Consider the following 26,978-nt stretch of genomic DNA (forward strand, 5'->3'; position numbering starts at 1 on the left):
CGGCGTTAAACGGCATGCAACGGTCCTAGGATTCACGATCCGACGATTCCCATCGTCAATGAACACGGTTGTGGAATTGGCACGACGTTGACCGAGCTAATGCAACGATCACCGCACATTCCCCAGCGCAAGTAGACGAACCAGTTACTATTGCATTTATGACGAAGGAAAATTCAGATCCGAATCCGGCGACCGCGCCCGCTGACCCGCCTCAGCCGCTCGGACGGGGGGCGGCGACGAAAGAACGCATTGTGGATGCGGCGGCAGACCTCTTTTACGCTCAAGGGCTCCGCGCAGTCAGCGCTGACAAGATCATCGAGCGGGCCGGGATCACGAAGGTGACGTTCTACCGTCATTTCCCAGCGAAAGACGACCTTATTGTCGCCTACCTCGAGCGCCGGGCGGCTTGGGAGCGGATGGTCATCCTCGCAGCAAGTGAGACCGCCCATGGCGACGTCGATGAGACACTCCGGCTCGTTTCCTACGGGATCGGACAGGAGGCCTGCTCCCCCGGCTTCCGCGGGTGCCCGTTCATCAACGCCGCGGCGGAATACGCGGACGCGGAACACCCGGTGCGGAAGGTCGTCGACGCCCACCGCACCTGGTTCCTATCGATGCTCAACAAGCTCACCGCCTCAATCGGTATTCACGATCCCGCGGTGGCCGACGAGTTGATGATGCTGCGCGACGGAGCCATGGTGACCGGCTATCTCGGCGATGCGAAAAAGGTCGGCGCAGCGCTGCTTTCTGCCAGCCGAGCTGTGGTGGGCTTGGAACGATGACCACCGGATCAACCGATCTGCGCGCGATGCTAGCCACGCTCGAGGCGACAAAACGGCCCGACGAGTACGTTTATGCCGTCGTCGACCGGGACCATCCGGTCGTGCCACTGTCCGCGGCGACTGTCGCTGAGGATGAAGGGCTGACGGTGGTGCTCCGCCGTCCGGATGCCGATACTCACGGAGTCCGCTACGAGTTCGTGGCGGCGTGGTTGACCCTTACGGTGCACTCCTCGCTTGAGGCCGTCGGCCTCACCGCTGCATTCTCCACCGCGCTAGGAGAGGCCGGCATCAGCTGCAACGTCATGGCCGGTTTCCACCATGATCATCTACTCGTCCCGGCCACCGATGCCGGTCGGGCGCTGGAGGTGCTCAGCGGCCTCCGCACCCAGAATTAGCTCGGGCTTTTCACTAACTTTGAGCATTCGGCGCCTTGCGTGTCCACGTGCGATCGCGGATCTGGCCGAGTACACCACCACGGCGAGGGCCGACCCCCACAGCGCACCGGCTATGGTGTCCGAGAGCCAGTGAGCGCTGAGGTAGGTGCGCGACCAAGCCATCACGAGGATGTACCCGACGGCGAGAACCCACACCCACAGCCTCCGGTAGATGAGCGCGGCGAACACGCCGAGCGTCGCGACGTTTGTCACGTGTCCCGAGGGGAACGACCCGGCATCGCTGATCGTGAGCATGTCGTCGGGTCGAGCACGGGCGAGGATAGGTTTGAGCGCCTGGACCAGCACGAGCGAAACTACGCCGGCGACCAGGAAGCCGGGTACAGCCCTCGCGCGTCGGGTCAGCAGCAGCGTCCCGGCGATTAGCGCGGGAATGACCCCGAATCCCAGTCCGTCCGCACCCCACACGTCGAGAACGTAGGCAAGTTGGGTTAGCGGGTCCGTGCGGCTCGCCACCATCACCGCACGCCACCAGAGGTCGATCACGGGTGGGCCGACCACCACCGAGAGCACCGCCCCCGCCGCAGGAACCGCCAAGACGACGGATGCGGATATCGCGTGAACAAGTCGAGACGACACAGGCCTCATGTTGTGAGTGTCCGTTGGATTCGCGAGTCCGACACTGTGGCAAGTACGGACGTCACGCTGGCGGCGGCAAGCGGCTCCTCCACGATACCCAGCAGTTTGTCGACTGCTGGGCCCACATCGCGGAGCTCGTGTGCGGGCTGCGAGGGGCTCGTCACCGTTGGACTCTTTCTCCGGATGAGGCCGTGACGGTGGATGAGTATGCCTGATAGCACGGCTGCGCCGAGCACCAGATTGATCGTCCCGTTGATCAGCACGGCGAGGTCGGAGAGGAGGAAGCCGTACAAGCCCCAGATCGCGCCGTACCCACCTGCGAGAACCCATGTCGCGACCGCATTTCCGCTCAGGTCGGACGCGGTGAAAATGGCCAGGATGCTCGGTCCGAATGCCCAGACCGTAGTAGTGGCGAGGACCACCGTCACGAGCTCTGGAACCCCGATAGCGAGGACCCCGCCGAGTAGGGCGAGGAACAAGAAGGGGGTCGCCAGCAGGTGGCGGTCTCCTCCCCAGACAGTGCTGAGGACGAATACCGCTGCAGTCAAGAGGGCCGGCAACAGCAGCGCCAGCGCCGTGAAGGGCGAGCCATTGATGTAACTCGAGACCACCCACGCCGTGTTCGATGCGGTTCCGGTGGCCCACCCCGCTATGGAGACGCCCTTTGCGTTGTGGGAGCGGACGAGGAGTGCCAGTTGCGGTATCGCGCCGGCCACCGCTATCGCGGACGCAGCAACAGGAAGTACGAGCAGAAGCGCTTCGGTGGCGCTCAGGCCCTGCAGGGATGAGAAAAAGGCGTGCACGGACATGCTGCTGAGGATCCTTTGGTGAAGTGTCTCGACGGTGGGATTCCACGCTACGAATCCCCCAGACCCCGGACATCCGCGCCCCTACTGACTTATCACCGGCGCCCCTCGACTAGACCTGTGGATTGTTCCAGATCCAGTTGACCCGGTCGTACAGCGGCGAGAGCCCTGCCCGCAGCAGATTGTCGAGCGACTGGTTGGTGCCGCCGGGCGCCGGCCGGCCGGTCTCCGCGATCAGCCGGTCGATTCCCGCCCGGCGTGCCGCCTCGGCGCGGATGGCAATGAGCGCCCGTTGGGCGCCGCGCCCTCGATGCTCGGGGAGTGTCGCCGCGCCGAGGAGCGCCCCGACACCTCCGACGATCGCGAGCGACGCTCCGGCGATGAGCGACTGATCTGCCCAGACTCCGAACGGTTGGATGAATCCTCGCCGCGCGGACTCGGCGGCGAGGGAGGCCAAGTGCTCGGGCGGCATTCCGAAACCGCGGAACACGGTGTCAGCCCATTCGTCAAGGTCTTCCGGGCCGACCGCTTCGACCCGGAGCCCGTGCGGGTATTCGCCCGCGACGTCGCTCGACCCGGAGAGTTTGACCCAGCTTGAGCCGGCGGTCAGCCCGAACTCTGCACAGAGCAGATCCCAGTCGGGGGGAAACAGCTCGGGTGCGATCTGGATCGTTGCCGAGGGTGTGCCCTGGGCGAGGTAGAAGTCGACCATCTCGACGATCGCGGCACGGTCGATCGGGCGGAAGAAACCTAGTGCCTTGCTCCAGTAATTCACCGGATCGTTCGCCATCGAAGTCGCGATACCGCCTGACGCCAAGTGCACTGCGCGCGTTCGAAGAACGTCTTTCGCGGGTTCGGGCGCGCCGTTAAGCCAGTCGAAGAACCACGCGGCCTCGGCTCGCTCGGACGCGAAGAATGGGAGACCGTCGGCGGGTCTGTGGTCTGGGGTGAACTCGGGCATGCGCGCTCTCTCCGTGATGTCGAGAGGCACAGCGCGTCTCCCTGCCGACGTTACGTGCCGTCGAGGCGTCGTTCATCCGTGGTTATACGGAGGTCCTTCCCTCGCCTCCGGGTACCTCCGTGCCCGCACGGATGAGCCGCGGAATGCGCCTCCGTACCGTCAAACGCATGGATGTTTTCCATCCAGTTTCCAGAGACGAGGACACAATGACTGACCCCATCAACCCCACCGCCGGCGTACACCGCTTGGAGCCCGAACCCGTTGTGCGGACGTACGACTACATCGTCGTCGGCGGCGGAACGGCCGGCAGTGTGATTGCCTCCCGGCTCAGCGAGGACCCGGAAATCGAGGTGCTGCTCATCGAGGCGGGATCGGCGACGGCACTTCCCGAGATGGAGTTCCCGGGCTACTGGCCCGCGCTGCTCGGCACGTCGGCGAACTGGGGGGAGTCGACCGTCGAGCAGGGCTTCCTCGGTGCCCCGCTCGCCGCACCGCGCGGGAAGGCGCTCGGCGGTTCGTCGAGCATCAACGGACTGAACTTCCTCCGCGGCCACAGCTCCAGCTACGACGCCTGGGTCGACCAGGGCGCTACAGGGTGGGGCTTCGATGACCTCCTCCCCTACTTCCGCAAGAGCGAGACCACGGTCGGACGCGATCCGCTCTTGCGCGGCACCGACGGACCCCTGTTCGTCGGCCCGACGCTCGACCCCAGTCCTGTGGTAGTCGCGGGCCTCGCCGCCGCGGCGGAAATGGGATACCGGACTGCGGACGACATCTCCTCTGGCGTCGAGACCGGCTTCGGCCTCTCCGACGCGAACGTGCGCGACGGACAGCGGATGAGCGCCGCCGACGCCTATCTGCGCCCCTTCGCCGGGCGGCCGAACCTTCACATCATCACCGATTCGACGGCCAGGCGCCTCCTCATCCATGACGGCGTGTGCACGGGTGTGGAATACGGTGACGGCGTCGTGTTCGGAACCGTCGCGACTGCGCGTCGAGAGGTCATCCTGACTGCCGGCGCGATCGGCTCTGCCCAGCTATTGATGCTCTCCGGTGTCGGCCCCGCGGACCACCTCACCGAACTCGGAATCGACGTGGAACTCGACCTGCCCGGTGTCGGCGCGAACCTGCACGACCACCCCATGTCGACCGTGGTGTTCGAGCACGCGACACCGCTGGCGACCAACCCGGAGAACATCTTCGGACAAGGAGTCGGACTCGTCAACACGAACGGGAGCGACGACGCGCCGAACCTGCAGATCCTGTTGATCAGCCAGCCCTACCGTAACCAGGCGCTCGACGGCCCGGCACCGGGCGAGGGCTACGCCATCGCGTTCTCGGCGATGCTGCCCCGCAGCCGCGGAACCGTGCGCCTGTCCAGCCGCGACCACCTGGCCTCGCCGCTCATCGACCCGGACTACCTCGGCGACACCCACGACCAGCAGGTCATGATGGCCGGACTCCGCATCGCGAGAGAGATCGGCTCCGCGGACGCCCTTGCCGACTGGCGCGGGGCGGAAGCGCAGCCCGGGCGCCCGCTCGACGGGGAGGACGCCATGCTCGCTTACCTCCGGGAGAGCCTGACGGTCTACTTCCACTACGCGGGCACCTGCCGTGTGGGCACCGACGACCTGGCCGTCGTCGACCCGGAGCTCCGTGTGCGCGGCATCTCACGGCTGCGCGTCGCCGATGCATCCATCATGCCTTCGCCCGTGTCGGCGAATACCAACGCGACCGTCTTCGCCATCGCCGAGCGAGCCGCCCAGCTCATCGCCGGCTGATGAGCGGCCGAGGGGACGGTGTCGATGTCATCGTCATCGGCGCCGGCCCCGCCGGCCTCGCCGCAGCCCACGAGCTGATGCGTGTGGGCCGGCGGGTACTGGTACTCGATCGGGGCACTTCGGTGGCCTCGAGTTGGCGCGCGCACCGTACGGGCTTCCGCCTGCACACGGTGCGGCGCCTCTCGGGGCTACCCGGCATGGTCATCCCCCGCGAGTACGGACGATACGTCACCAGTTCGGATCTGGTGCGGTACCTCGAGCAGTATGCCGAGGGCATCGACGTGCGGTTTGATTCTCGGGTCACCGAGGTAGAGCGGGTCCGGGATGCCCCTGACAGCGCTCGTTGGTCGGTTACCACGACCGGCGGCGTTGCCCATCGCGCCGCGTCGGTGGTCATGGCGACCGGATACAACCGGCTCCCCCACATTCCCGAGTTGCCGGGGCTCGACGGTTTCACCGGCTCGGCGTTGCACGTGTCCGACTATGCGGGCGGTGGCCAGTTCGCCGGCATGGATGTGCTCGTCGTGGGTTCGGGCAACGCGGCGGCGGAGGCCGCCACCGAGCTGGTGGCAACGGGAGCCCGACGGGTGACCATGGCGGTGCGTACGACGCCGCATATTGTCCGGAGACGTGTAGGAGGCGTCTCGATGCAGGCGATCGCCATCGCCATGAGCCTCCTCCCGGTCGGGCTGGCCGATCGGCTGGCGTCCGCGCTCGCGCACTTCACGGTCCCCGACCTGTCTGCCAGGAACCTGGGACGCCCACGACCGGACCTCTTCACGCGGGTGCGGCGGGACCGCTCGGTGCCGGTGCACGACACGGGCATTCTGCGCTTGCTCGAGGCGGGGACGGTGATCCCGGTCGCGGCCGTCGCCGGCTTCGAGCGGGAAGCGGTTCTCCTGGCTGACGGGCAGCAGCTCCACCCCGATGTGGTGGTGTTCGCCACCGGATACCGCCGCGGGCTCGAGCGCCTGCTGGGAGGACTGGGTTTGCTCGACGAGCACGGCGATCCGCGAGCGGCGTCGGGATCGCGGGCCGCTCCCGGCTTCTCGTTCGTGGGTTTCACCGTTTCGGCGACAGGCGCCCTCAGGCAGATGGCCGGGGACGCCCGCCGGGTCGCGAATGAGGAACGGCGAGCGGCGAAGCGCGGTCCGCTCAGTCGCGGGCGATGAGCTTGGCCCGGCTGGCTGAGCCCGTCTTCCGCAGGATCGCCGAGACGTGCGACTCAACGGTCCGCACGCTCACGAACAGCGCCGCCGCTATCTCCCCGTTGCTCTGTCCATCGCGAACCAGCCCGTCGACCCGGCGCTCCGCCGCCGTCAGCTGGGCCGGGGAGACCACTTTCCGTTTCTCCGTGGAGGCGGCTTCCAGATGGTGGCGCAGCCCCTCGATGCCGGCCGCCTCGAAGAGCAGTTCGGCGCCGCTGATGTCGTCTCGCGCCTGAGTCACCCGCCGCAGCCGCCGCAGGATCCGGGTGCGCTGCAGCAGTGCCAGCATCTCGTCGCCCGGTCTACGGTGATCGGCTGCTAGGTCGACGGCCGCAGTGGATTCGGCCAGCGCAGCCGAGAGATCGCCCGTCGCTGCCAGGTACAGCGCCGTCATCCGGTGCAGGCCGATCTGCGAGATCGGCCGATCCCTCGTCTCCACGAAAGCGCGGATGCGGGCGAGGCGGACGCCGGCCTCCTCGATGTCGCCTACCTGCAGCAGTGCCTCCACGAGGGGGAGGTCGACGCGGAAGCGGCTTCCGGGTTCGACGAGTTCGAGGTCGTCCGCCGTCTTCGCTGCGACCCGCAGGTGTCGTATCGCTTCGTGCCAGTCGCGCCGTCCGAGGGCGGACATTCCGAGCAGCCCTTCGATTTCCAGCGCAGTGTCGGTGGTCGAGGCGCGCCAGGCGGGGATGATCCGGCGGAGGTCGTCGTGACGGCCTGTGGCGACCATGAGCAGCCCTGCCATCGTCTGGAGACCTGCCGGCAGGTCGCCGGAGGTGATGTCGAAACCGGAGCGGCTGGCGAGCACTTCCGCCGCGCCTACGTTGCCGGCGATAGTCTCGACGAGAGCGGCGTGCGCGAGGAAGACGCGTTCGATCCCTTCTTTGCCTTCCGCCCTCGCCCAGTCGACTAGACCGGCCAAGGACCGGCGGGACAGGTGGACGTCGTCGGCCAGGTGGGCGAGGAAGCCCTCTGTGGCGAGGCCCGAGTCATCGAGTCCGACCACGAGTCGCACCGCCTGTCGGCGGTTCATGTCGGCGATGATCTCGTGGTCGAGTCCGTCGCCGGCGTCTACGTGCGACCGCGCGAGCCCGCGCAGTGCCCGATGGGTGGCGTTGGGGGTGTCAGCGGCGGACAAGTCGGAAAGCGCTGCGGCCGAGCGACGGGCGCGTTGCGACACCCGCAGGCCCGCAGCGGATACGGAGTTGGCGTGGAGGATCGCCTTTCGGACAGCCTCCGGCGCGGCGGCCGTCGCGAGGAAGCCGCGGGCCCGCGCCGGGTCGGCGCTGGTTGTCAGGGCGACCCACGTGTCGTATTGGGGTATGTCGAGGCGCGAGGGTGCGACGCGGCCGAGCGCGAGGAGGCAGGCGTTGTCGTCGCCGGCGGAGAAGAGGTGCTGGGCTTGGGTGAGAAGACGGTCCTGGTATGCGGCCGTCGAAGGGTCGGTCCGTTCGACCGCTTGCGCGTCGAAGTGGGCGGATCGGAGTCGTGCGCCACGCTGGCGCATGATGACGGCGGCGGCCGTGAGCGCCAGCGCGATTGTCTCGTCGGGCCCGGGCGGCTGGGACTGCTGGAGGTGCTGCGCCTTGATTACGGGATCGGTGATCGCCCGGGCGATGAATGCGTGCAGCTCCCGTCGCCGGGATTGTCCGAGGCTGGCCGTGGCGGCGGAGGCGTGCAGGGGATGCCGGGTGGTGGCGGTCCCCGTTGTCATTTCGAGGAAGCCGGCGTCGTCTGCCTCGTCGATGGCGTTCTCCGGGATCCCGGAGAAGCGGAGGACGTCGCCCAGAAGGGCGAGGGAGGGGCGTCCGAGGAGGGCGACGATCGCGACGACGTCGGAGGCCGGGCGGCTGAGCGCCTGTAGCCGGTCCGCGACGGCGACGGCGAGTGGCGGCGGGGCGTCGAGTGTGCCGACTTGGAGCGCGCCGAGGTCGCCGGTGGCGCCGCGTCGGATGAGTTCGAACGCCCACATCGGGTTGCCACCGGTGTGCTCGCGGAGCGCTACGACCTGTGAGCGGGTTGGAGTGGATGGCCACGCCGGGCGAGTGAGGCGTTCGAGTTCGTCGACCGTCAGGCCGTCGAGGTCGTGGACCTGGTTGGGATCGAAGGTGAGTCCCGAGGTGTGGGCGGATCGGCGCCCGTATTCGCGGGTGGTTGCGACGAGACGGATGGGGCTGTCTGAGAGGTGTCTGAGGGCGCGTTCCATGACCGCGATCGACTCCGGGTCGGACCAGTGCAGGTCGTCGACTAATAGCACTACAGGCATGTTGGCGGAGATCTGACGCAGGATGCTCTCGAATGAGAGGGCCGTGGCCAGTGCTGGTATCTCGGTCTCGGCTGGGCGCCGGCCGAGGGCGATCTCGAGGATGGTGCGGTGTTCACCTGCGGTGCTTCCGAGCAGCTCGAGGTCGAGGTCGCCCAGGAGGTCCCAGAGCATGCTGTAGGAGGTGTGCCTTTCGGCGAATGACGGGCTCGCGCGCAGTACGAGTGAGCCGGACAAGGAGAACCGGGTGGCGGCGGCTGCGATGAGGGTGGACTTGCCGATCCCTGGCTCCCCCACGAGCAACAGGCGCTGATCCGTCGAAGCGGGCAGAGCGGCGATGAGAGCAGCCGCCGTCGTCCGATCCAGTGCAGCGAGGTTGGAGTCGATCTTCGTCATGGTTCAGCTTTCGTCGGTCACGCAATAAAAGGGAGCGCGCGACCGGTGGTGGCCGCACGCTCCCTCGCTGGTGAGGTGGCTATTTGGAGAAGGACGCGGCCTCGGTGATCACGCGCGCGACGGTCTCGGGATCGGCGGCCATCGACAGGTGTCCCGAGGTGACGACGGTCAGGCGCGAAGCGGCGCGCTCGGCCATCCACGACTGGGTCTCGAACGGGATGCTGTGGTCGTCGGTACCGGCGACGTACCAGGACGGCAGCGTCTTCCACGCCTGGTCGGCGCGGGCCGGCTCGGAGAGGGCCTGGAAGGTGATCGGGCGTTGTTTGGCGAACAGGGGTGCCGCGAGTTCCTCGGGGAGGCCGTTGACGAAGCCACCGGCGAAAGCGCCCGGCTGCAGGTAGAGGTCGACGTTGTGGTCGCCGGGGAACGGCGCCATGTCGAACAGGGCGCCGGGGTCGACCGGGCCGGCGTGGCCGGCGAGGTCGAGGATGGTCTCGCCCTCCTCGGGTACGAAGGCGTTGAGGTAGACGAGTGCCTGCACGTCGGGGTGGGTGAGCGCTGCTCCCCCGATGACTGCTCCGCCGTAGGAATGTCCGACGAGCACGACCGGTCCTGTGGTGCGTGTCTTCAGGAACGCGGCGAGGTAGTCGGTGTCGTTGTCGAGGGAGCGGAGCGGGTTGGCGAAGTGGGTGACGGTGTAGCCGTCTGCGGCGAGCAGGGCGTCAACCGCGGCGAAGGGGCTGGAGTCGCTCCAGGCGCCGTGGACGATGACGATGGTGGGCTGGGTGGTCATGATGACTTCCTTCTTCTTTGTTTGGGATGGTGGGGTGATCGGGTGGAGGTGGGTGCTACTTGGCTGCTGCGGCGGACTCGATGGCCTTGGTCACGGCCTCGGGGTCGGCGACCATCGAGAGGTGTCCGGCCTTGACCTCGATGAGGGTGGAGCCGGCGCGCTCGGCCATGAAGCGCTGAGTGGAGATGTCGATGCTGTGGTCCTCGGTTCCGGCGATGTACCAGGACGGGAGGGTCTTCCATGCCGGGTTCGCGGCGGCGGGCTCGATGAGTGCGGCGTAGGCGATCGGGCGCTGGCTGGCGAGGTAGGTCGCGGTCTGCGCGTCGGTGAGGCCGTTGGAGAATCCGCCGGCGAATGCTTCGGGCTTCAGGTAGAGGTCGACGTTGTGGTCGCCGGGGAACGGCGCCATGTCGAACAGCGCGGCCGGGTCGACCGGGCCGGCCTTGCTGGAGAGGTCGAGAATAGTCTCGCCCTCCTCCGGCACGAAGCCGTTGACGTAGACCAGCGACTGCACGTCGGTGTCGCTCAGCGCGGCACCGCTGATGAGCGCTCCGCCGTAGGAGTGTCCGACGAGAACGACGGGACCCTCGGTGCGGGTCTCGAGGAACGAGGCGAGGTACGCAGTGTCCGCGCCGAGGGCGCGGAGGGGGTTCGCGAAGTTGACCACGGCGTAACCGTCGGCGCGTAGTTCCTTGCTCACGGCGTCGAACGGGCTGGCGTCGCTCCATGCGCCGTGCACCATGACGATGGTGGGCTTGGACGGGTCGACCGGCACCTCGCTGGACGAGCCGGCGGCGGCGTCCACCGGTGCGGGGGCGCAGCCGGCGAGGGCGACCAGAGCGACCGCGGATGCGGCGACTACGACGCCGATACGGCCGCGCTTTGACGAGGAGAGTGACGAGAAGATGTTCATGATGGGCTGCTTTCGTTGAGGTGATGCAGGATGTGTGGTCCGGATGGACCGGGAGGAGATCTGGAGAACAACCCATGTAGACGAACTGGTTACTCTACGTAGGCACAACTATGGGGGGTCGGTCGGAAAAGCACAACTCGAAATTGAAAATAGGTAGACGAACTGGTCACATATTCGGAAAAATCAGATCCCAGCACCGTGCTGGAAGACCCGTGGATGCACGGATGACCGGCAGTTGCACGCGTTTTATCGTTTATGCGTGACCTCCCCGAATTCCCCGACGACTACGCCGCCCGGCCCACAACCCGCGACCGGGACCGGTGCACGCGCGGAAGCAGAGGTCTACGTGACTGCGTTCGAAGAAGCGCTCCAACAACGCGTGCCGGCGCCGCTGAGATTCAGTTCCGTAGACGACCTGAAGGAGGAGTTGTCGTGGCTCGATTCGCGAGGTACCGCGATGCTGTTCGCGGACTTGGGAAGCCCCCAGGAGGCTGCGAGAAGAATCATCCTGAAGTGGATAGTCTCCGAACACCTCCGCCGGCGGAGGCGCGGGTTTCGCATCCTCGCTGCCGGTGCAGGGGTTCTCGGGTTGACGCTGCTGGTCGCCTCCAACGTCAACAATCCTCGCGTCAGGTGTTCGCCTTAGTGCCCGGCGGTCGCTCCCCCCACTCGACACCGGCAAGGTCGGCCGTGGCGTCCCAGGTCGCGCGGGCGAGCGTGTCGTCGTCGAGTAGACCGATCCGGCGGATCACCGTGGTCGGTCCCTCCACGCGCGGCTGGCCGATCGACGACCACAGTCTCGGCCCCCAGATCTGACCGCCGTCGGCTACGGGATCCAGAGCGGCGCGGACGATGGGCCACGCCCCGCGGTCCTTGCCCTGTGCGACCGCGAATAGCGGTGCCGTGGCGATCCGCCGAAGCACTGTCGGTTCCATCACGCCGGCCCGGCGTGGGCTCAGACCGTCGTGAGCTCCGCCAGGGTGCGCGAGAACGCTCGTCACCTGGCTGGCGCTGCCGCGGAGCCGACGGTCGAGTTCGAGGGCGATGAGCATCTGGGCGGCCTTCGACCGCGCGTAGGTCGGGAAGCTCTGATACGCACCCGTCGTGCTGTTCAGGTTCGCCATGTCGAGGGTACGGAGCCGCGCCAGCCACGGTGCAATGCTCGCGAGGGTGATCAGGCGGCTGCCCGCCGTGCGTTCCAGCACAGCCATCGCCTGCGCGGCGAGAGCGAAGTTGCCTACGACGTTCACGCCGAAGACGGTCTCGTTGCCGTCGGCCGTCTCTGTGCGTGCTTTTGTGAGAATGGCTGCGGCATTGAGCACGAGCGCGTCGACTCGAGGCAGGTCGCGCAGGGCAGTGGCCGTCTCGGCGACCGACGAGAGACTCGACAGATCGAGGTGAAGATAAGAGACTCTCGCACCGGGTACCCGAGCGCGGATCGATGCAATCGCGTTCTGCGCCTTGGCCTGGCTGCGCGACGCCATCACCACCGTGGCGCCGGCGTGGGCGAGTTGTTCGCTGATGAAGTAGCCGATACCGGCGTGCCCGCCGGTGATGACGAAGACCTTTCCTTCGGCGCGAGGCAGGCGTCGCGGATTCCACCCGGCAGCGACGCCGGTCGTGTCCCGCTCGATTTTGACAGACATGCGCTAGATCGCCTTCGGGAGAAAGACGCGGGCGCCGGAGATGGCTGCGTTCTCGACGGCGTCGATCACACGGAAAGTGCGAAGCGCCTCGGCGAAGTCGGGCGCGTTGCGCGAGCCCTCCCGCAAGTCAGCGGCGAAGGTGTCGTACATCCGGGCCACGCTGTAGGCGGTCGTATTCACCAGCAGCTCAAGACCGGGGGTCTGGTCGGTGAAGCGCTCGGGGATGGTGAGCGCCGTGAGGCGGTCGCTGCCTTGCGAACCGGAGATGGTCGGCGCGAACATACCCGGGTGACCTCCTTCGGCGCGGAGCTGCAGGGTGCCCTCGGTCCCGTTGATCTCCCACAGGAACATCTCCCCGCCTTGGTGTCCTTCGCGGAAGTGGAGGCTTGCGGTGGTTCCCGACTCGAGCCGGCCGATAACCGCGACCTGGTCCGGCGCCGTCTTGACGATCCGGTCGCCGGTTTCGAGGACGACCATGTCGGGGCGGCGGGTGTCGAGAACGGCCGAGAGTTCACTGAAATCGCCGAGGACGTGGTTGAGCACGTCGATGCTGTGGGCGGCTACAAGGCGCAGCAAGCTCGCGCCGTTTTCCTTCTTGACGATGTACGAGTTGCCCTGGTCGATGATCCCACCGAGACCGGCCGAGCCGATCAGGGTGGTGGACAGGACGGTTCCGACATAACCCTCGGCGACGAGCTCGCTGGCATACATTACGGCGGGATTGCTGCGGGACTGCAATCCGACGAGTGTTCGAGCCTTCTTCTGCTGCGCGAGCCCGACCATCGCCTGGACCTCGTCGATATCCAAGCCGAGAGGCCACTCGCTGTAGACGGACTTGCCTGCATTGAGGGCCGCATCGACGATCTCGCGGTGATGCGCAACCTTGACAGTGACGACCACGAGGTCGACCTCGGGACTTGTGACGAGGTCATGGTGATTGCTGAATGCCAGCTTCACGCCGAACGCCGCTGCCGCAGCATCCGCCGAATCTTGACGTGTGCTGCTCAAAGCCGTGATCTCGTACGACGGCAGCGATCGAAGCGCCGGGATATGCGCTTCCGCCGCCCACCCTCGCTGCGCATTGACGCCGACGATGCCGACTCTGATCGGCGCGCTCATACGAGTGCCGCCCCGAAGAACTCGACGCGTGTCGCAGGAACATCCATCGCTGGGCTCGGCACCGTCAGAGCGCCTGCCGCGACCATGGCCGCCTGCACCGCAGGGAGGTCCGAGGTCTCGATCGTATAGATACAAAGGAACTCCGCGGGCGCGTCGACCGGTGCGAGCATACGGCGGAAGTCGGCCGAGACGAAGCCTGGAAGCGCGAGCAGCTCCGGTATGTGCGTCGCTAGGTACCAGTCACGGTATTCGGCTTCGCGGCCGTCGAGGGCCCTGCTGCGCACTGTCTGGATGTACTTGGTCAATGGGTCCACTCTCGTCGATGGTCAAATCGGAATTGTTCGTTCCGGTTTGAAACATAGCAGAAACGGAATGGGTGTGTCCGTTTTTCGAGAGATTAGTTTTTGGCGCTTCGGTGCGCACCGAAGTTTGGTGTTCGGTGCATGTTGCTCGGGTCGCCGGCGATGGACCTGCTGCGTTGCGCGGCCTCAGGGGCTAGCGCGGCGCCCGGAGCCCGTTGAGGATGACTGCGCAGGTGCGCTCCCACTGGTCAGATGGGGCATGGAAACCGAGACAATCGCCAGCATCGACCGATGCACGACTAAGGACGATGAAATCTTGCCAGGTGACATCCGCGCGCAGTACCCCGGCGTCGTGGGCTCGACGCACAATCTGCTGGACGAGCTCTCGTAGAGGACGGGAGTCATCTCTGATTGCCTCACCCGGGAGGTCAGAATTTGCGGCGAGAAACTCCGCAATGCCCTGGTTCCCTACCTGGGTCTGGCTGAAGAACCTGAAGAAGGCCACAAGACCGTTCCACGCGTCTGGATCCTCTAGTGAGAGCAGCGCGACGGCCTCGACCTCATCGAGGCCGTCGGCGAGGATGTCGTCGAGTAGGGCCTCTTTCGATCCGAAACGTCGATATAACGTACCGACGCCCACTTCGGCGCGGGCGGCAATCTCGGCCGCCGTGACGTCGAGGCCCTTCTCCGCGACCAGTTCCCTCGCGGCAGCCACCAGACGAACTCGGTTTCGCCGGGAGTCGGCCCGCATGTCCGGCTGGCTAATGGCGGTTGTTGTTGCGTCGGGAGCTGGAGCGTCGGTCATGCCTTCACCCTAGGCGAGATCGGACGAACGCATTCCGGTCCAGCTGGCTTCTCCGTGCTCGCACGGAGGTCGCGACATCCAATGGGTACATCACCGGGAGCACAGCCGTATTAGGTAACGCGAAATGTGAACAGCTTGGTGCCCGCACGGATGTGTGCACCGGCAAATAGGTCTAAGCCAAGACCCGTCCACGCATTTCAGTTCACAAGGCTTTCTCTAGCGACTGATCTGTCCGGCGGCCAGGTAAGCGAAGAAGAACGCGACGCCGACCGCGAGCACAACCAGCGCTAGAAGAACACGGCCGCGCGCGTTGTGGATGCGGTATCTGGCTGTCAGGATCAACAGCACAAGGCCAATGACGGCGATAATCGTCCAGTAAAACCAACCCGTTGTGTCAGAAATCAAAACGAGACCATAAACACCTTCGCCCACGGCTATTCCCGACAAAATGCCGGACCCGAGAAGTGCCCGCCAGCCATCGCGGTGGAACCAAGACGCGGCGACGCCAACAAATGGCCCGACCACAATGCCGATGATGAGGAACAGTGTTTGCTCGTCGGCAGACCCACGTAACCCGGACACAATCTGATAGCCCAGGACGAGGGCGACGAAGCTGACCGCTCCGAAAACGGCCGACGGTACCGTCCTTGCCCGGCATTCCGCTACGACCATGGCGGTCAACAGCGTCCAGCCCGATGCCGAGTTCGCGAACGGGCGGAGAACATCTGGCAGGAACGTCTGCGCAAATGACGTCGCTCCCCCAAACAGCGCGCTAGCGGCCGCCACCGCAATGAGTTGCACTGCAAGCCTCCCCATTGAGGCACTACGGTTGCTGCTCTCATCACCGTGCGACGTGTCAGTCTTCGTCGATTGCGAAATCGACGCACGACTACCGCTCATTCCGGCTCAAACTGATTCTTCCGTACCCGCACGGACCTCGTGGGCGCCGGGAGTTCTTGCCGTCGAAGCTATGGGACAAGGCTGCCGGATCGGGTTCGGTGCGACACCCCGATGGTGCGAGGTGACTCAGCCGCGCGTGTGCTCAGCCGCGAGGCGGATGGGAAACAGTGATCGTCTCCACGATTCAAGACGCCTCGGAACCCACTAGTTTCGAGACAGGCTACGGCGCTTAGCCGCGCGCATCTACGATGCGCCAAACTGTCGATCCCCACAGAAAAACGGCCATTCCGTCATCCTCGCGGATTCTGAAATGGCCGTTTGACCTGCTATTTTTCTGTGGATCCAAGGGGATTCGAACCCCTGACCCCCTGCATGCCATGCAGGTGCGCTACCGGGCTGCGCCATGGACCCATGTTTTCTTTCCGATCGCTCGAAAAGGCAACTTGTAAAGATTACTACATCAATTCGGGCCCGTGGACCGCTTTCGACCGCCCATCACGAAAATCCCCGGCAAATCGCCGAAAAAATCATGGAGAACGAATATCCAGCGGATGCCGCGACGACCCTCCCCCGGCGGAACACGCGTGAGCCTGGCTGCCACCCTGTGCGCCACGGTACGACCCCGAGCCGCCCGTCTCCCGATCCGTCCCCGCAGGCGGGCGCCTGCCGGCGTACACGGACCGACGAGAACGGGGTCCTAACGACGGATGCCCGCCCTGCCGAAGCAGGACGGGCATCCGTGTGTCTGGAGAGACTACGAGACGGGGACGACGAGGCCGCCCCAGGTGTCGTTGATGTACTCGGCCGTCTCATCCGAGGTCAGCAGCTCGAAGAGCTTCTCGACGCGGGGGTCGCTCTCGAGTTCCTCGGTCGTGGCGAGCACGTTGACGTACGGGCTGTCGCTGCCCTCGATGAGGATCGCGTCGTCGGAGGTGAGGCCGGCGGGGAGTGCGAACGAGATAGTGACGAACGCGGTGTCGACGTCGGGGACCGACTGCGCGAGGGTCGCGTTCTCGATCTCGACGAACTCGTAGTCGTTCGGGTTCTCGGTGATGTCGGCGAGCGTGGTCGGCTCGTCGGTGGTCTCGATCAGGCCCTCGGCCGCGAGGATCTTGAGCGCGCGGCCCTCGTTCGTCGGGTCGTTCGGGATGGCGATCTTCGCGCCGTCGTCGAGGTCGTCGAGGCTGTCGATCTTGTCGCTGTAGAACGCGGCGCTCGGCAGGTAGACTTCGCCGACGCTCACGAGCGAGTCGTTGGACGCCTCGTTGTAGGTGGCGAGGAAGTTCGCGTTCTGGAAGAGGTTGGCGTCGGTCGACCCGTCGCTCACCGACAGGTTGGGGGTGTTGTAGTCGGTGAAGGGGACGAACTCGATGGTGAGTCCGGCATCCTCGGCGAGGTTCTCCTGAACCCAGGTCAGGATGTCGCCGGCCGGGGTCTGCAGAGCGCCGACCTTGATCGTGCCGAGGTCCGTGCTGTCGGAGTCGGTCGTCGCGGCGGGCTCGCTCGAGGCGCAGGCCGAGAGGCCGACGGTGAGGGCGGCGACGGCAACGGCGGCACCAGCAAGGCGCGCGCTGCGGAGGTTGATACGCATGATTTCTCTTCTCTTGGGGGTGGGGTGATGCAAATAGCGGCCGTGATGCTGACTTCGGCCGCCCGGGTGAAACTAGCGGGCTTCGGCGGCGGCCTTCAGCTCGAGCGACTCGACCGCTTTGACGCGGCCGGTGTCGGAGGACGTGCGGGCGAAACGCCTCGCGAAGTGCGTGGCGATGGCGGCGAGCGACTGCACGATGATGAAGATGATGATGATCACGGCGACGATGTGGATCGTCGAGTAGCGCTGGTAGCCGTAGCGGAACGCCACGTCGCCGAGGCCGCCGCCCGCGACGGTCCCGACCATCGCCGAGAAGTTGATGATGGATGTCACGGTCGTCGCGAGTCCGAGCAGCATGCTGGGCAGCGCCTCGGGCACGAGCACCTTGCGCACGATCTGCCACCGGCTCGCACCCAGCGAGTTCGCCGCCTCGGTGAGCCCCGGGTCGATCTCCTTGAGCGCGATCTCGACCATGCGGGCGAAGAACGGGATGGCGACCAGCGACAGTGGCACGATCGCGGCCGTGGATCCGATGAACGTGCCGATGATCAGCCGCGTGAACGGGATCACCGCGATCATCAGAATGATGAACGGGATGGAGCGGCCGAGGTTGACGATGAAATCGAGCAACCGGTTCACGACCCGGCCGAGCGCACGCGAGCCGAACGGGCTCTCGAACAGTCCGCCCTTCTCCGTGCCGACGAGCAGGATGCCGAGGGGAAGACCGACGACGATCGTGACGAGCAGCGCGATCGAGACCATGTAGAGCGTCTGCCCGGTGCCGACGATCAAGACGTCGACGAGGTCGCTCCAGAACTTGGGGTCCGAGGTGTCGTTCATGCTGCGGCTCCCGCGGTCGTGGTGGGCGTCACGGTCTCGACGAGGAGACCCTGGCGGCGAAGGTCGGCGATGGCGGCGGCGATCGTCTCCGGCGAGCCGGGAAGCTCGAGCCGGGTGCGGCCGGCCTGGCTGCCCGCGATCGTCTCGATCGTGGCGCCGAGGATACTGACGTCGATCGCGTACTCGCGGGCGAGCTGTGCGATCACCGGCCGGTCGGCGAGTCCGCCGCTGAAGGTGATGTCGATGACCGTGCCGGTCGTGCCGGCCGGCACCTCGCCGAGCGGGAAGAGTTCGTGGGCGAGACGCGAACCGGGCTTCGAGATGAGCTCGACGAGCTTGCCCTGTTCGGCGATGCGGCCGCCCTCGATGAGCGCAGCGGAGTCGCAGATGGCCTTGACCACGTCCATCTCGTGGGTGATGAGCAGTACGGTGAGGCCGAGCTCCCGGTTGATGGTCTTGAGCAGGTCGAGGATCGAGCGTGTGGTCTCGGGGTCGAGCGCGCTCGTCGCCTCGTCGGAGAGCAGCACGCTCGGGCGGGTGGCGAGCGACCGGGCGATGCCGATCCGCTGCTTCTGACCGCCGGAGAGCTGCGCCGGGTACGCGTTCGCCTTGTCGGAGAGGCCGACGAGCTCGAGGATCTCCCCCGCGCGACTGCGTCGCTCTTTGCCGTCGACGCCCACGACCTCGAGCGCGAGCTCGACATTGCCCTGCACGGTGCGGCTGGAGAGCAGGTTGAAGTGCTGGAAGATCATGCCGATGCCCTGGCGCGCGATCCGGAGATCCTTCGCCCCCAGGGAGGTCAACTCTCTGCCGTCGACAGTGATGCGGCCGGAGTCGGGACGCTCCAGCAGGTTGACCGTGCGGATGAGCGTACTCTTGCCCGCGCCGCTCTGGCCGACGACACCGTAGATCTCGCCGCGGCCCACCTCGAGGCTGACGTCGTCGAGGGCGAGGGTGTGGCTGGCGGCAGTCCCGAAGGACTTGCTGACGTGATCGATCGAAATCATGCTCTACCCGGGTTCGTGCGTGCTACGGAACGTCACGCGACGGCGGGCGACGGAATGGCTCAGTGTGACCGGAACGACTCCGGCAGAACAAATCGGTGTTACCGATTGTTACGGTACGCGTCATCCGCCGTTATGTAGACGACGTATGTCAACTACTCGGCGGCCTCGGTGGCCGGTTCCGTCTCGACGGACTCGGCAGCGCTCGCGACGTTGAGGGTTATCGTCGGGCAGTCCTTCCAGAGGCGCTCGAGCGAGTAGTACATGCGGTCGTCCTCATGGAAGACGTGGACGATGACGTCGCCGAAGTCGAGGAGGATCCAGCGACCCTCCGCGCGGCCTTCACGGCGCAGCGTCTTGGCACCGGCCTCGAGCATCTTGTCCTCGATCTCGCCGGCGATGGCGACGACGTTACGTTCGTTACGGCCGGTGGCGATCAGGAAGACATCGGTGAGGGGAAGCGGGCCGGACACGTCGAGGGCGACGAGGTCTTCGGCCTGCTTGGAGTCGGCGGCGAGAGCCGCCACGTTGACGAGTTCGCGCGCGCGAGGAGAAGCAGTCACTGGGTCCTTTTGGAGTGGGGTGAAGAGAAGTTCACGATTAGAAGATATTGAAGACGAAGCCGGCGACGAGCAGGCCGAGGACGCTGACGGCCATGACACCCGCCGTCACCAGGAGGACCGTGAGCATGCGGTTGCTCTGCGATCGGCCCATTTCGATGCCACCGCGCGTTGCGGTGTGGCTACTGACCGCGGTGATGGCACGCACGGGAGCAGAGTCTGTATTCGCGACCTCGTTGTCGAAGGCGTCGAAGAGGTGGTCGACCTCGGGGTCGTCGTAGTGACGCGAGTCGCGACCGGTGGTGCCGACGCTGCCGGGGAGGTTGATCGTGCCGGTGACCATGATCTCGCCGGTGGCGTTGAGCACCGAGGAGAAGTCGTCGCGCTGCGGGATCATCGGCAGGACGAGGGCGTTGGTCGTCGTAGCGACGTTTCCGCCTCCGACGTCGCGGCTGAGGGTGTTCTCGAACGGCTGGCTCTCGTCGTCCATCTCGGCCTGGCGCGACCAGTGGCCGACCGGCGGCTGGTACGACGACACGGAACCCGTGGTCGGCTGAGCCTCGGATGACGGCTCGCCAGCGGGCTGGGCGGTCGTCGACGGGGCGGATGGCGGCGGGAATCCGGTCAGCGCGGGCGCGACGGGGGCATCGGCGGGCGGAGCCGCGGCGGGCGGCGGGCTCAGCAGGAAGGAGAACGGTGCGCTCGACGCGGGCGGCGGCACGGTGTCGGCGGACGGTGTGAAGTCGACCTTCTCGGCCGCGGGCTCCGCGGGGGCGGAGTCGGGTGCCGCTTCGTCCGTGGAAGACTCACCGTGCTCGTCGGACGACGGGGTCGGCTGGTCGGTGACGGGCTCTGCCACCACGGGTTCCGCGAACAGTCCGGCGGGGAAGGCGGCATCGCCGGGCGCGGGCTCGGTGTGGACGCCACGAGTGAGGGCTTCGAACTCGGCCATCGCGTCGGAGAGGTCCGTGTGCGGCTCGGTCGAGGGCTCGACCAGCGGCGGGATGGACGCGGGGTCGAACTCGGCCGCGGGTGCGTCCGGAGTGCGGGTGTCGTCTGCCGGCTCGGCGACGGGAGCCTGGAAGAAGACGTCGACACCGCTCGGGGCGGCCTCGGCGGGCGTGTCAGTGTGCTCGGGCTCGGCGTGCTCGGCCGCGCCCTCCGCGGGCGCGTCGACAGCGGCCGCATCCTCGCTGTCGGTCTCGGCGGGCTCGGCCTCGGCGACGACTCCCCCGGCTGCGGCAGCGGCAGCGGCCTCTGCTTCGGCCTTGGCGCGCATGGCACGCCACTCGCGACGGCTGAGGGTGCGCTCTTCGGGCTGGACGACGAGCGGCTCCACGAGGGCGACGGGTTCCGAAACCACGATGGGCTCGGCGACAGGGACGGGCGCGGGCTCGGGCGCGGGCTCGACCGAGTCGGCGGGCGCGACGGCGTCGTCAGCGACATCCGTCTCGCTCTCGGACTCCTGCGCGTCCAGAGTCAGGTCGGCGAACAGCGAGTCGAACGAGGGCTCCTCGACCGGTGCGGCCTCGGGCGCGACGGCGGGTGCTTCGGCGCGCATGGCGCGGCGCGAGTACGGGGAGACGTAGGCGGCTCCGGCCGGGCCACCCTGCGTGTGGTAGTCGAGCGGTACGGATTCTTCGCTGCCGGCGGGTGCCCAGTCGGCGGCGGACGTGGACTCGGCGCGTGCGGTGCCGAGTTCGGGGCTGAAGTCGCGGAGGCGGAACCCGGGGTGCCCGGCGTCGTCGCTCGTCGCTTCGACCTGCTCGGCGAAGGGGAAGGCGGTGGGTATGGCGGATTCGCGGACCGGCTCGGCCGGTTCTGCGGCGGCGTCAGCCGTAGACAGTGCGCTCGACGCGGAATCGCCGGACGCGGCATCCGCATCGCTGTCGGAGACGGTGGGAATCGCCGTCGTCGTGGGCACCTCGACCAGCTGGTCGCTGGAGGCGGCGCGGGCACGGCGGCCGGACGGGGCGGGACGGTCGGTCTCGGCAGCGTCGTCGATCTCCTCCGCGGCAGCGCGCGATTCGAGCTCTGCCTGACGGAGCGCTCGCCTCGAGAGAGGGGGCTGATCGTGGACGTTGGTCATTGAATACTCCGATACAAGTGGTGTTTGGAGATGTACTGAACTACACCATCGGGAACCAAATACCAGACCGGGAATCCCCGGCTCACCCGGCTTCTGCAATCGGTCGATGAGATCGCTAGCGCCGGCACTTCCAGCAAGCTTACGCCCTGCTCAGGTAAACCGGAAATGGTCAGCGGGTGTCCCGGCCGGGTCACAGCGACGAAGTGCGCGAGGGGCCAGACCTGCTCGACGTCTTTCCACTCGACGATCTGTGCGATCGCGTCGGCGCCGCTGATGAAGAAGATGTCGGCGTTGGGACGTGCGGTGTGGATGTCGCGCAGGGTGTCGATCGTGTACGTGGGGCCCTTGCGGTCGATGTCGACCCGGCTCACGGTGAACCTCGGGTTGGCGGCGGTCGCAATGACCGTCATCAGGTAGCGGTGCTCGCCCTCGGTGACGCCGGACTTCATCCACGGCATGCCGGTGGGCACGAAGATGACTTCGTCGAGGTCGAACTTCTGCTGGACCTCGCTCGCAGCGACGAGGTGGCCGTTGTGAATGGGGTCGAACGTCCCGCCCATCACGCCGACGCGGGCTCGGCGCTGTGCAACCTCGACCACGCGCGGCCCCTAGTGGCCCGGCGTGTGGTGGTCGTCGTGTCCCTGGGAGACCTTGTCACTGTGACGGTTGGCGACGTCGCGGTAGCTCCACGTGACGATACCGAAGATGACGAAACCGGCGACGGCGATGGCCGCGTAGGCGTACGGGCTCATGGGCAGCTCGTTGACGGTGTGCTCCGCCTCGGCGGCAACGGTAATCAGGCTGGTGATCAGCGACATGTGGTTCTCCATTCAGGGCGATCTAAAGCTTAGCCGCGCACCTGGCCCGAGCCGCGCACAACCCACTTCGTGCTGGTCAATTCGCCCAGACCCATCGGGCCGCGCGCGTGCAGCTTCTGCGTCGAGATCCCCACCTCGGCGCCGAACCCGAACTCGCCGCCGTCGGTGAACCGGGTGGACGCGTTCACCATCACCACGGCCGAGTCGACCTCGGAGAGGAAGCGCTCGGCGTTCGCGACGTCGTTCGTGATGATCGACTCGGTGTGGTGGGTCGAGTACGCGCGGATGTGGTCCATCGCCGCGTCGAGGTCGTCGACGACGCGTACGGCGAGGTCGAGCGACATGTACTCGGTCGACCAGTCGTCCTCCGTCGCCGCGACGGTGTCGGCGAACAGCGCCGCGGTGCGTTCGTCGGCGTGGATGGTGACGCCCGAGGCGCGCAGGCGTGCGAGCACGGGCGGCAACAGGCGGGGGGCGGATGACGCGTTGACGAGCAACGTCTCGAGCGCATTGCACACGCTGGGCCGCTGCACCTTCGCGTTGTGCACGATCTCGACGGCCATGGCCTCGTCGGCCGACTCGTCGAGGTAGACGTGCACGACGCCGGCACCGGTCTCGATCACCGGAACCTTCGATTCCTGCACGACCGTATTGATCAGGTCGGCGCTGCCGCGGGGAATGAGCACGTCGACGAGGCCGCGCGCCTGCATCAACTGCTTCGCCCCGTCGCGGCCGAACTCGTCGATGGTCTGCACGGCCTCGACGGGGAGTCCAACGCTCGCGAGCGCGTCCTGGATGACGTCGACGAGCACGCGGTTGGTGTTCTGGGCGGCCGAACCGCCGCGTAGCACGACGGCGTTGCCGCTCTTCAGAGCGAGAGCCGCGATGTCGATGGTGACGTTGGGACGCGCCTCGTAGATGGTGCCGATGACGCCGAACGGCACACGCACCTGCGTGAGGCCCACGCCGTTGGGCAGCGTGCTGCCGCGCACGACCTGGCCCACGGGGTCGGTGAGGGCGACGATCTCGTTGACCGCGTCGGCGAGCGAGACGAGTCGCGCGTCGGTGAGGGTGAGCCGGTCCTGCAGGCCGGTCGACAGGCCGTTGTCGCGGCCGTTGGCGAGGTCGAGCTCGTTGGCCTCGAGAATGCGGGCGGTGTTGTCGACGACGGCCACGGCGATCGCCTGCAGCGCGGCGTTCTTCAGGTCGGCTTTCGCGGTGGCGAGGGTGACGGAAGCGCGGCGGGCTGCCTCGAGCTTCTCGACGAACGACGTGGTGGCGACGGCGGTATCGGTCATGTCCCCAGTGTACTTTCCGCGCCGGATTGTTACGGGGTCGCTGCCTCGAACCAGGTGCCGACCTGCTCGCCCGAGAGCGCGGCGGCGACGTCGCCGGTAGAGGCGAGAAGGACCGAGATGCCGGATGCCGCGGCGAGCTTGGCCGCAGCCACCTTGGTGCCCGCTCCCCCGGTACCGACGCCGGCCGCGCCGATGTCGCCGAACTTCACGTTCGCGAGGTCGTCGGAGAACGGCACCTCGGTGATGCGCACGGCGCCGGGCTCGCTCGGCGGCAGGGTGTACAGCGCGTCGATGTCGGAGAGCAGGATCAGCACGTCGGCCTGCACCAGCTGCGACACGAGCGCGGCGAGGCGGTCGTTGTCGCCGAACCGGATCTCGTGGGTCGCGACCGTGTCGTTCTCGTTGACGATCGGCAGGATACGCAGGTCGAGCAGGCGCTCCATGGCGCGCTGGGCGTTGCCGCGGTGCGTGGGGTTCTCGAGGTCGCCCGCGGTGAGCAGCACCTGGCCGGCCACGATCTTGTAGCGGCGCAGGCTGTCCTGGTACCGGTAGATCAGCAGGTTCTGGCCGACGGCGGCCGCGGCCTGCTGGGTCGCGAGGTCGGTGGGCCGGGCGTCGAGATTCAGAAACGGGATGCCGGTGGCGATAGCACCGGACGACACGAGGATCACCTCGGTGCCCCGGCCGTGCGCTGCCGCGAGGGCATCGACGAGCGGGGCGATCTGGCCGACGTTCTCGCCGCTGATCGACGAGGATCCCACCTTCACGACGATGCGCCTGGCGGTGGGGACCTCTGAACGGGAACGGACCTCGTTAGTCACGCGCGTCCGTGGAGTCACGCTCGACGGCGAATCCCTCGTCGTCGTTCCACACGCCGCCGGCGCGCTCGCGCTCGAGCTCGGCACGGGCCGCGGTCTTCGCGTCCATGCGCTCGAGGTAGTTCGCGCGACGGGTCTTGCTCGTCAGGCGACGGCCCTCTTCGAGGCGTGCGTCGGTTCCACGCGGGCTGGCCACGAGCTCGGCGGCGGAGGCCACGGTGGGCTCCCAGTCGAACACGACACCGCCCTCGGGGCCGATCATGACGGTCGAGCCGGGAACGGCGCCCGACTTGAAGAGTTCGGTCTCGACGCCCAGCTTCGCGAGGCGGTCGGCGAGGTAGCCCACGGCCTCGTCGTTGGTGAAGTCGGTCTGGTGCACCCAGCGCTCGGGCTTGGCACCGATGACGCGGTACACGTTGCCGAACGAGCCGCCCTCGATCTTGATGACGAAGTCGACCTCGTTGACGGCGCGGGGGCGGATGACGATGCGCGGCTTCGCGACCTCCTTCGCCTTCTCGACGCGGTCGGCTTCGACCAGCTCGGCGAGGGCGAAGGAGAGCTCGCGGAGACCGGCACGCGACACGGCCGACACCTCGAACACGCGGTAGCCGCGGGCCTCGAGGTCGGGGCGCACGAGGTCCGCGAGCTCCTTGCCCTCTGGAACGTCGGTCTTGTTGAGCGCGATGAACTGGGGGCGGTCGAGCAGCGGGATCTGGCCCTCGGGCACGGGGTACGCGGCAAGCTCGCCGAGGATGATGTCGAGGTCGCTGAGCGGGTCGCGGCCCGGGTCGAGCGTTCCGCAGTCGAGAACGTGCAGCAGCGCCGAGCAGCGCTCGACGTGGCGCAGGAACTCGAGTCCGAGGCCCTTGCCCTCGCTCGCGCCCTCGATGAGGCCGGGGACGTCGGCGACCGTGTAGCGGGTCTCGCCAGATTCCACGACACCGAGGTTGGGGTGCAGGGTGGTGAACGGGTAGTCGGCGATCTTCGGCTTGGCCGCGGACATGGCCGCTACCAGGCTGGACTTGCCGGCCGACGGGTAGCCGACGAATGCGACATCCGCCACGACCTTGAGCTCGAGACGCACGTCGCCCTCGAAGCCGGGGGTTCCGAGCAGTGCGAAGCCGGGGGCCTTGCGCTTGGTGGTGGCCAGCGAGGCGTTGCCGAGTCCGCCGATACCGCCGGCGGCCACGACGTGGCGCATGCCGTGCTCGTTCATGTCGAGGATCTCGTTGCCCTCGCGGTCCTTGACCACGGTGCCCACGGGCACGAGGAGGACCATCTCCTCGCCGGAGACACCCGCCTTGTGGTCGCCCTGGCCGGGCTGTCCGTGGTCGGACTTACGGTGCGGAGAGCGGTGGTAGTTCAACAGCGTCGTGGTCTGCACGTCGCTGACGAGGACGATGTCGCCGCCGTTGCCGCCGTTGCCGCCGTCGGGGCCGGCGAGAGGCTTGAATTTCTCGCGCTTGACCGAGACACAGCCGTTTCCGCCGTGGCCGGCGCGGAGGTGAAGGGTTACCTGGTCAACGAACGATGCCATGGTTCCTTTTCCTTTCTGCGCCTGGTGACCAAGCGATAAAACTACCGGTGAAAAACAACGGAGGGGCGAGCCGAAGCCCGCCCCTCCGTGAAGTACAAGTCGTTCTGACTACGCAGCCGTCACGATGTTGATGACCTTGCGGCCACCCTTCGCACCAAACTCGACCGAGCCAGCGGCGAGTGCGAACAGCGTGTCGTCGCCGCCACGGCCGACGTTGACGCCGGGGTGGAAGTGCGTGCCGCGCTGGCGGACGATGATCTCGCCGGACTTGACGACCTGGCCACCGAAGCGCTTGACGCCGAGGTACTGCGCGTTCGAGTCGCGGCCGTTACGGGAGGAGCTTGCGCCCTTTTTGTGTGCCATTAGTTGTCAGCCCCTTAGTTGATGGAAGTGATCTTGATACGGGTCTGCTCCTGGCGGTGGCCCTGGCGCTTCTTGTATCCGGTCTTGTTCTTGAACTTCTGGATGACGATCTTCGGTCCGCGGAGGTCGTTCAGGACCTCAGCGACGACCTTGACGTCCGCAAGCGCTTTCGCGTCGTGCGTGATCTTGTCGCCATCAACGAGCAGCACCGGGGCGAGCTCGACATTGCCGTCTTTGTCGGCCTGGATGCGGTCGAGGACGACAATCGTGCCGACCTCTACCTTTTCCTGCCGCCCACCGGCGCGCACAACTGCGTAAACCACTTGGTAACCCTTACTTTCGGAAGCTTATGGC

General features: G+C 66.8%; 28 protein-coding genes and 1 tRNA gene. 5 read left to right on the forward strand and 24 right to left on the reverse strand.

Annotation, left to right across the window (positions count from 1 at the left end):
- Positions 1-158: 158 nt before the first annotated feature.
- Positions 159-782, forward strand: coding sequence for a TetR/AcrR family transcriptional regulator (locus tag HD599_RS09145; protein ID WP_184236320.1), 624 nt, complete (start codon positions 159-161; stop codon positions 780-782).
- Positions 779-1,177 carry an ACT domain-containing protein gene (locus HD599_RS09150; protein WP_184236323.1) on the forward strand — a complete coding sequence of 133 codons (399 nt, stop codon included), beginning with the start codon at positions 779-781 and terminating at the stop codon, positions 1,175-1,177. The genes HD599_RS09145 and HD599_RS09150 overlap by 4 nt, the downstream gene beginning before the upstream one ends.
- Here the strand turns inward: HD599_RS09150 and HD599_RS09155 are convergent.
- From HD599_RS09155 to HD599_RS09165, 3 genes are all read right to left on the reverse strand, one after another.
- Positions 1,109-1,822, reverse strand: coding sequence for a phosphatase PAP2 family protein (locus HD599_RS09155; RefSeq protein ID WP_184236326.1), 714 nt, complete (start codon positions 1,820-1,822; stop codon positions 1,109-1,111). The two genes, HD599_RS09150 and HD599_RS09155, sit on opposite strands and share 69 nt — an antisense overlap.
- The gene (locus HD599_RS09160; protein WP_184236329.1) at positions 1,819-2,622 is read right to left on the reverse strand and encodes a hypothetical protein; all 804 of its coding nucleotides are present in this window, start codon (positions 2,620-2,622) and stop codon (positions 1,819-1,821) included. The genes HD599_RS09155 and HD599_RS09160 overlap by 4 nt, the downstream gene beginning before the upstream one ends.
- Positions 2,623-2,731: 109 nt before the next feature.
- Positions 2,732-3,409, reverse strand: a complete 678-nt coding sequence (locus HD599_RS09165; protein WP_184236333.1) for a GNAT family N-acetyltransferase — start codon at positions 3,407-3,409, stop codon at positions 2,732-2,734.
- A gap of 377 nt (positions 3,410-3,786) precedes the next feature.
- Between HD599_RS09165 and HD599_RS09170 the strand changes: the two genes are divergently transcribed.
- Both HD599_RS09170 and HD599_RS09175 read left to right on the forward strand, forming a co-directional pair.
- Positions 3,787-5,361, forward strand: coding sequence for a GMC family oxidoreductase (locus HD599_RS09170; protein WP_184236336.1), 1,575 nt, complete (start codon positions 3,787-3,789; stop codon positions 5,359-5,361).
- A complete protein-coding gene (locus HD599_RS09175) occupies positions 5,361-6,533 on the forward strand; it encodes a flavin-containing monooxygenase (protein WP_184236338.1) in 1,173 nt (390 codons plus the stop codon). The genes HD599_RS09170 and HD599_RS09175 overlap by 1 nt, the downstream gene beginning before the upstream one ends.
- Here HD599_RS09175 and HD599_RS09180 read toward each other — a convergent pair.
- The 3 genes from HD599_RS09180 to HD599_RS09190 all read right to left on the reverse strand — a co-directional run bounded on the left by HD599_RS09180 (position 6,517) and on the right by HD599_RS09190 (position 10,934).
- Entirely contained in the window at positions 6,517-9,228 is a 2,712-nt protein-coding gene (locus HD599_RS09180; protein ID WP_184236343.1) for an AAA family ATPase, read from the reverse strand. The two genes, HD599_RS09175 and HD599_RS09180, sit on opposite strands and share 17 nt — an antisense overlap.
- A gap of 79 nt (positions 9,229-9,307) precedes the next feature.
- A complete protein-coding gene (locus tag HD599_RS09185) occupies positions 9,308-10,021 on the reverse strand; it encodes an alpha/beta fold hydrolase (protein WP_184236346.1) in 714 nt (237 codons plus the stop codon).
- A gap of 55 nt (positions 10,022-10,076) precedes the next feature.
- Positions 10,077-10,934 (reverse strand): alpha/beta fold hydrolase, encoded by an 858-nt coding sequence (locus HD599_RS09190; protein ID WP_246376141.1) that lies wholly within the window; start codon positions 10,932-10,934, stop codon positions 10,077-10,079.
- Positions 10,935-11,193: 259 nt separating this feature from the next.
- Between HD599_RS09190 and HD599_RS09195 the strand changes: the two genes are divergently transcribed.
- On the forward strand, positions 11,194-11,580 hold the full coding sequence (locus HD599_RS09195) for a hypothetical protein (protein ID WP_184236349.1): 387 nt from the start codon (positions 11,194-11,196) through the stop codon (positions 11,578-11,580).
- On the opposite strand, the gene HD599_RS09200 is transcribed toward HD599_RS09195, so the two are convergent.
- From HD599_RS09200 to rplU, 18 genes are all read right to left on the reverse strand, one after another.
- Positions 11,564-12,580, reverse strand: coding sequence for an SDR family NAD(P)-dependent oxidoreductase (locus tag HD599_RS09200; protein WP_184236352.1), 1,017 nt, complete (start codon positions 12,578-12,580; stop codon positions 11,564-11,566). The genes HD599_RS09195 and HD599_RS09200 overlap by 17 nt on opposite strands.
- A 3-nt stretch (positions 12,581-12,583) precedes the next feature.
- Entirely contained in the window at positions 12,584-13,699 is a 1,116-nt protein-coding gene (locus HD599_RS09205; protein WP_184236355.1) for a Gfo/Idh/MocA family protein, read from the reverse strand.
- Entirely contained in the window at positions 13,696-14,004 is a 309-nt protein-coding gene (locus HD599_RS09210) for a DUF4286 family protein (protein WP_184236358.1), read from the reverse strand. The genes HD599_RS09205 and HD599_RS09210 overlap by 4 nt, the downstream gene beginning before the upstream one ends.
- Positions 14,005-14,194: 190 nt before the next feature.
- Positions 14,195-14,806, reverse strand: a complete 612-nt coding sequence (locus HD599_RS09215; protein WP_184236360.1) for a TetR/AcrR family transcriptional regulator — start codon at positions 14,804-14,806, stop codon at positions 14,195-14,197.
- A 216-nt stretch (positions 14,807-15,022) separates the two neighbouring features.
- A complete protein-coding gene (locus tag HD599_RS09220) occupies positions 15,023-15,607 on the reverse strand; it encodes a DUF6518 family protein (protein WP_184236363.1) in 585 nt (194 codons plus the stop codon).
- Between the two features lie 436 nt (positions 15,608-16,043).
- Positions 16,044-16,117 (reverse strand) — tRNA-Ala (locus HD599_RS09225).
- Between the two features lie 343 nt (positions 16,118-16,460).
- The gene (locus HD599_RS09230; protein WP_184236366.1) at positions 16,461-17,297 is read right to left on the reverse strand and encodes a MetQ/NlpA family ABC transporter substrate-binding protein; all 837 of its coding nucleotides are present in this window, start codon (positions 17,295-17,297) and stop codon (positions 16,461-16,463) included.
- Positions 17,298-17,369: 72 nt separating this feature from the next.
- Positions 17,370-18,137 (reverse strand): methionine ABC transporter permease, encoded by a 768-nt coding sequence (locus HD599_RS09235; RefSeq protein ID WP_184236369.1) that lies wholly within the window; start codon positions 18,135-18,137, stop codon positions 17,370-17,372.
- Entirely contained in the window at positions 18,134-19,144 is a 1,011-nt protein-coding gene (locus HD599_RS09240) for a methionine ABC transporter ATP-binding protein (RefSeq protein ID WP_184236372.1), read from the reverse strand. Before HD599_RS09240 ends, HD599_RS09235 begins: the two co-directional genes overlap by 4 nt.
- Before the next feature lie 152 nt (positions 19,145-19,296).
- Positions 19,297-19,704, reverse strand: coding sequence for a ribosome silencing factor (rsfS, locus tag HD599_RS09245; RefSeq protein ID WP_184236376.1), 408 nt, complete (start codon positions 19,702-19,704; stop codon positions 19,297-19,299).
- 37 nt (positions 19,705-19,741) lie between these two features.
- Positions 19,742-21,790 (reverse strand): hypothetical protein, encoded by a 2,049-nt coding sequence (locus HD599_RS09250; RefSeq protein ID WP_184236380.1) that lies wholly within the window; start codon positions 21,788-21,790, stop codon positions 19,742-19,744.
- On the reverse strand, positions 21,787-22,389 hold the full coding sequence (nadD, locus tag HD599_RS09255; protein ID WP_343061989.1) for a nicotinate-nucleotide adenylyltransferase: 603 nt from the start codon (positions 22,387-22,389) through the stop codon (positions 21,787-21,789). Before nadD ends, HD599_RS09250 begins: the two co-directional genes overlap by 4 nt.
- 9 nt (positions 22,390-22,398) lie before the next feature.
- Complete coding sequence (locus tag HD599_RS09260) at positions 22,399-22,608, reverse strand: hypothetical protein (protein WP_184236383.1); 210 nt, start codon at positions 22,606-22,608, stop codon at positions 22,399-22,401.
- A 29-nt stretch (positions 22,609-22,637) separates the two neighbouring features.
- Positions 22,638-23,906 carry a glutamate-5-semialdehyde dehydrogenase gene (locus HD599_RS09265; RefSeq protein WP_184236386.1) on the reverse strand — a complete coding sequence of 423 codons (1,269 nt, stop codon included), beginning with the start codon at positions 23,904-23,906 and terminating at the stop codon, positions 22,638-22,640.
- 29 nt (positions 23,907-23,935) lie between these two features.
- The gene (gene proB, locus HD599_RS09270) at positions 23,936-24,727 is read right to left on the reverse strand and encodes a glutamate 5-kinase (protein ID WP_184236389.1); all 792 of its coding nucleotides are present in this window, start codon (positions 24,725-24,727) and stop codon (positions 23,936-23,938) included.
- Complete coding sequence (gene obgE, locus HD599_RS09275) at positions 24,720-26,261, reverse strand: GTPase ObgE (RefSeq protein ID WP_184236392.1); 1,542 nt, start codon at positions 26,259-26,261, stop codon at positions 24,720-24,722. Before obgE ends, proB begins: the two co-directional genes overlap by 8 nt.
- A 108-nt stretch (positions 26,262-26,369) precedes the next feature.
- Positions 26,370-26,624 (reverse strand): 50S ribosomal protein L27, encoded by a 255-nt coding sequence (gene rpmA / locus HD599_RS09280; RefSeq protein WP_184236395.1) that lies wholly within the window; start codon positions 26,622-26,624, stop codon positions 26,370-26,372.
- Positions 26,625-26,638: 14 nt separating this feature from the next.
- The gene (rplU, locus tag HD599_RS09285; RefSeq protein WP_184236398.1) at positions 26,639-26,947 is read right to left on the reverse strand and encodes a 50S ribosomal protein L21; all 309 of its coding nucleotides are present in this window, start codon (positions 26,945-26,947) and stop codon (positions 26,639-26,641) included.
- Positions 26,948-26,978 lie beyond the last annotated feature (31 nt).

This window comes from Conyzicola lurida, assembly GCF_014204935.1.
Taxonomy (GTDB): Bacteria; Actinomycetota; Actinomycetes; order Actinomycetales; family Microbacteriaceae; genus Conyzicola; species Conyzicola lurida.

What these genes read in the sequence shown, in the direction of transcription:
- HD599_RS09145 (WP_184236320.1), top strand. Translation starts at nt 159, where the DNA reads ATGACGAAGGAAAATTCAGATCCGAATCCGGCGACCGCGCCCGCTGAC.
- HD599_RS09150 (WP_184236323.1), top strand. Translation starts at nt 779, where the DNA reads ATGACCACCGGATCAACCGATCTGCGCGCGATGCTAGCCACGCTCGAG.
- HD599_RS09155 (WP_184236326.1), bottom strand. Translation starts at nt 1,822, where the DNA reads ATGAGGCCTGTGTCGTCTCGACTTGTTCACGCGATATCCGCATCCGTC.
- HD599_RS09160 (WP_184236329.1), bottom strand. Translation starts at nt 2,622, where the DNA reads ATGTCCGTGCACGCCTTTTTCTCATCCCTGCAGGGCCTGAGCGCCACC.
- HD599_RS09165 (WP_184236333.1), bottom strand. Translation starts at nt 3,409, where the DNA reads ATGGCGAACGATCCGGTGAATTACTGGAGCAAGGCACTAGGTTTCTTC.
- HD599_RS09170 (WP_184236336.1), top strand. Translation starts at nt 3,787, where the DNA reads ATGACTGACCCCATCAACCCCACCGCCGGCGTACACCGCTTGGAGCCC.
- HD599_RS09175 (WP_184236338.1), top strand. Translation starts at nt 5,361, where the DNA reads ATGAGCGGCCGAGGGGACGGTGTCGATGTCATCGTCATCGGCGCCGGC.
- HD599_RS09180 (WP_184236343.1), bottom strand. Translation starts at nt 9,228, where the DNA reads ATGACGAAGATCGACTCCAACCTCGCTGCACTGGATCGGACGACGGCG.
- HD599_RS09185 (WP_184236346.1), bottom strand. Translation starts at nt 10,021, where the DNA reads ATGACCACCCAGCCCACCATCGTCATCGTCCACGGCGCCTGGAGCGAC.
- HD599_RS09190 (WP_246376141.1), bottom strand. Translation starts at nt 10,934, where the DNA reads ATGAACATCTTCTCGTCACTCTCCTCGTCAAAGCGCGGCCGTATCGGC.
- HD599_RS09200 (WP_184236352.1), bottom strand. Translation starts at nt 12,580, where the DNA reads ATGTCTGTCAAAATCGAGCGGGACACGACCGGCGTCGCTGCCGGGTGG.
- HD599_RS09205 (WP_184236355.1), bottom strand. Translation starts at nt 13,699, where the DNA reads ATGAGCGCGCCGATCAGAGTCGGCATCGTCGGCGTCAATGCGCAGCGA.
- HD599_RS09215 (WP_184236360.1), bottom strand. Translation starts at nt 14,806, where the DNA reads ATGACCGACGCTCCAGCTCCCGACGCAACAACAACCGCCATTAGCCAG.
- HD599_RS09230 (WP_184236366.1), bottom strand. Translation starts at nt 17,297, where the DNA reads ATGCGTATCAACCTCCGCAGCGCGCGCCTTGCTGGTGCCGCCGTTGCC.
- HD599_RS09235 (WP_184236369.1), bottom strand. Translation starts at nt 18,137, where the DNA reads ATGAACGACACCTCGGACCCCAAGTTCTGGAGCGACCTCGTCGACGTC.
- HD599_RS09240 (WP_184236372.1), bottom strand. Translation starts at nt 19,144, where the DNA reads ATGATTTCGATCGATCACGTCAGCAAGTCCTTCGGGACTGCCGCCAGC.
- HD599_RS09250 (WP_184236380.1), bottom strand. Translation starts at nt 21,790, where the DNA reads ATGACCAACGTCCACGATCAGCCCCCTCTCTCGAGGCGAGCGCTCCGT.
- HD599_RS09260 (WP_184236383.1), bottom strand. Translation starts at nt 22,608, where the DNA reads ATGTCGCTGATCACCAGCCTGATTACCGTTGCCGCCGAGGCGGAGCAC.
- HD599_RS09265 (WP_184236386.1), bottom strand. Translation starts at nt 23,906, where the DNA reads ATGACCGATACCGCCGTCGCCACCACGTCGTTCGTCGAGAAGCTCGAG.
- obgE (WP_184236392.1), bottom strand. Translation starts at nt 26,261, where the DNA reads ATGGCATCGTTCGTTGACCAGGTAACCCTTCACCTCCGCGCCGGCCAC.
- rpmA (WP_184236395.1), bottom strand. Translation starts at nt 26,624, where the DNA reads ATGGCACACAAAAAGGGCGCAAGCTCCTCCCGTAACGGCCGCGACTCG.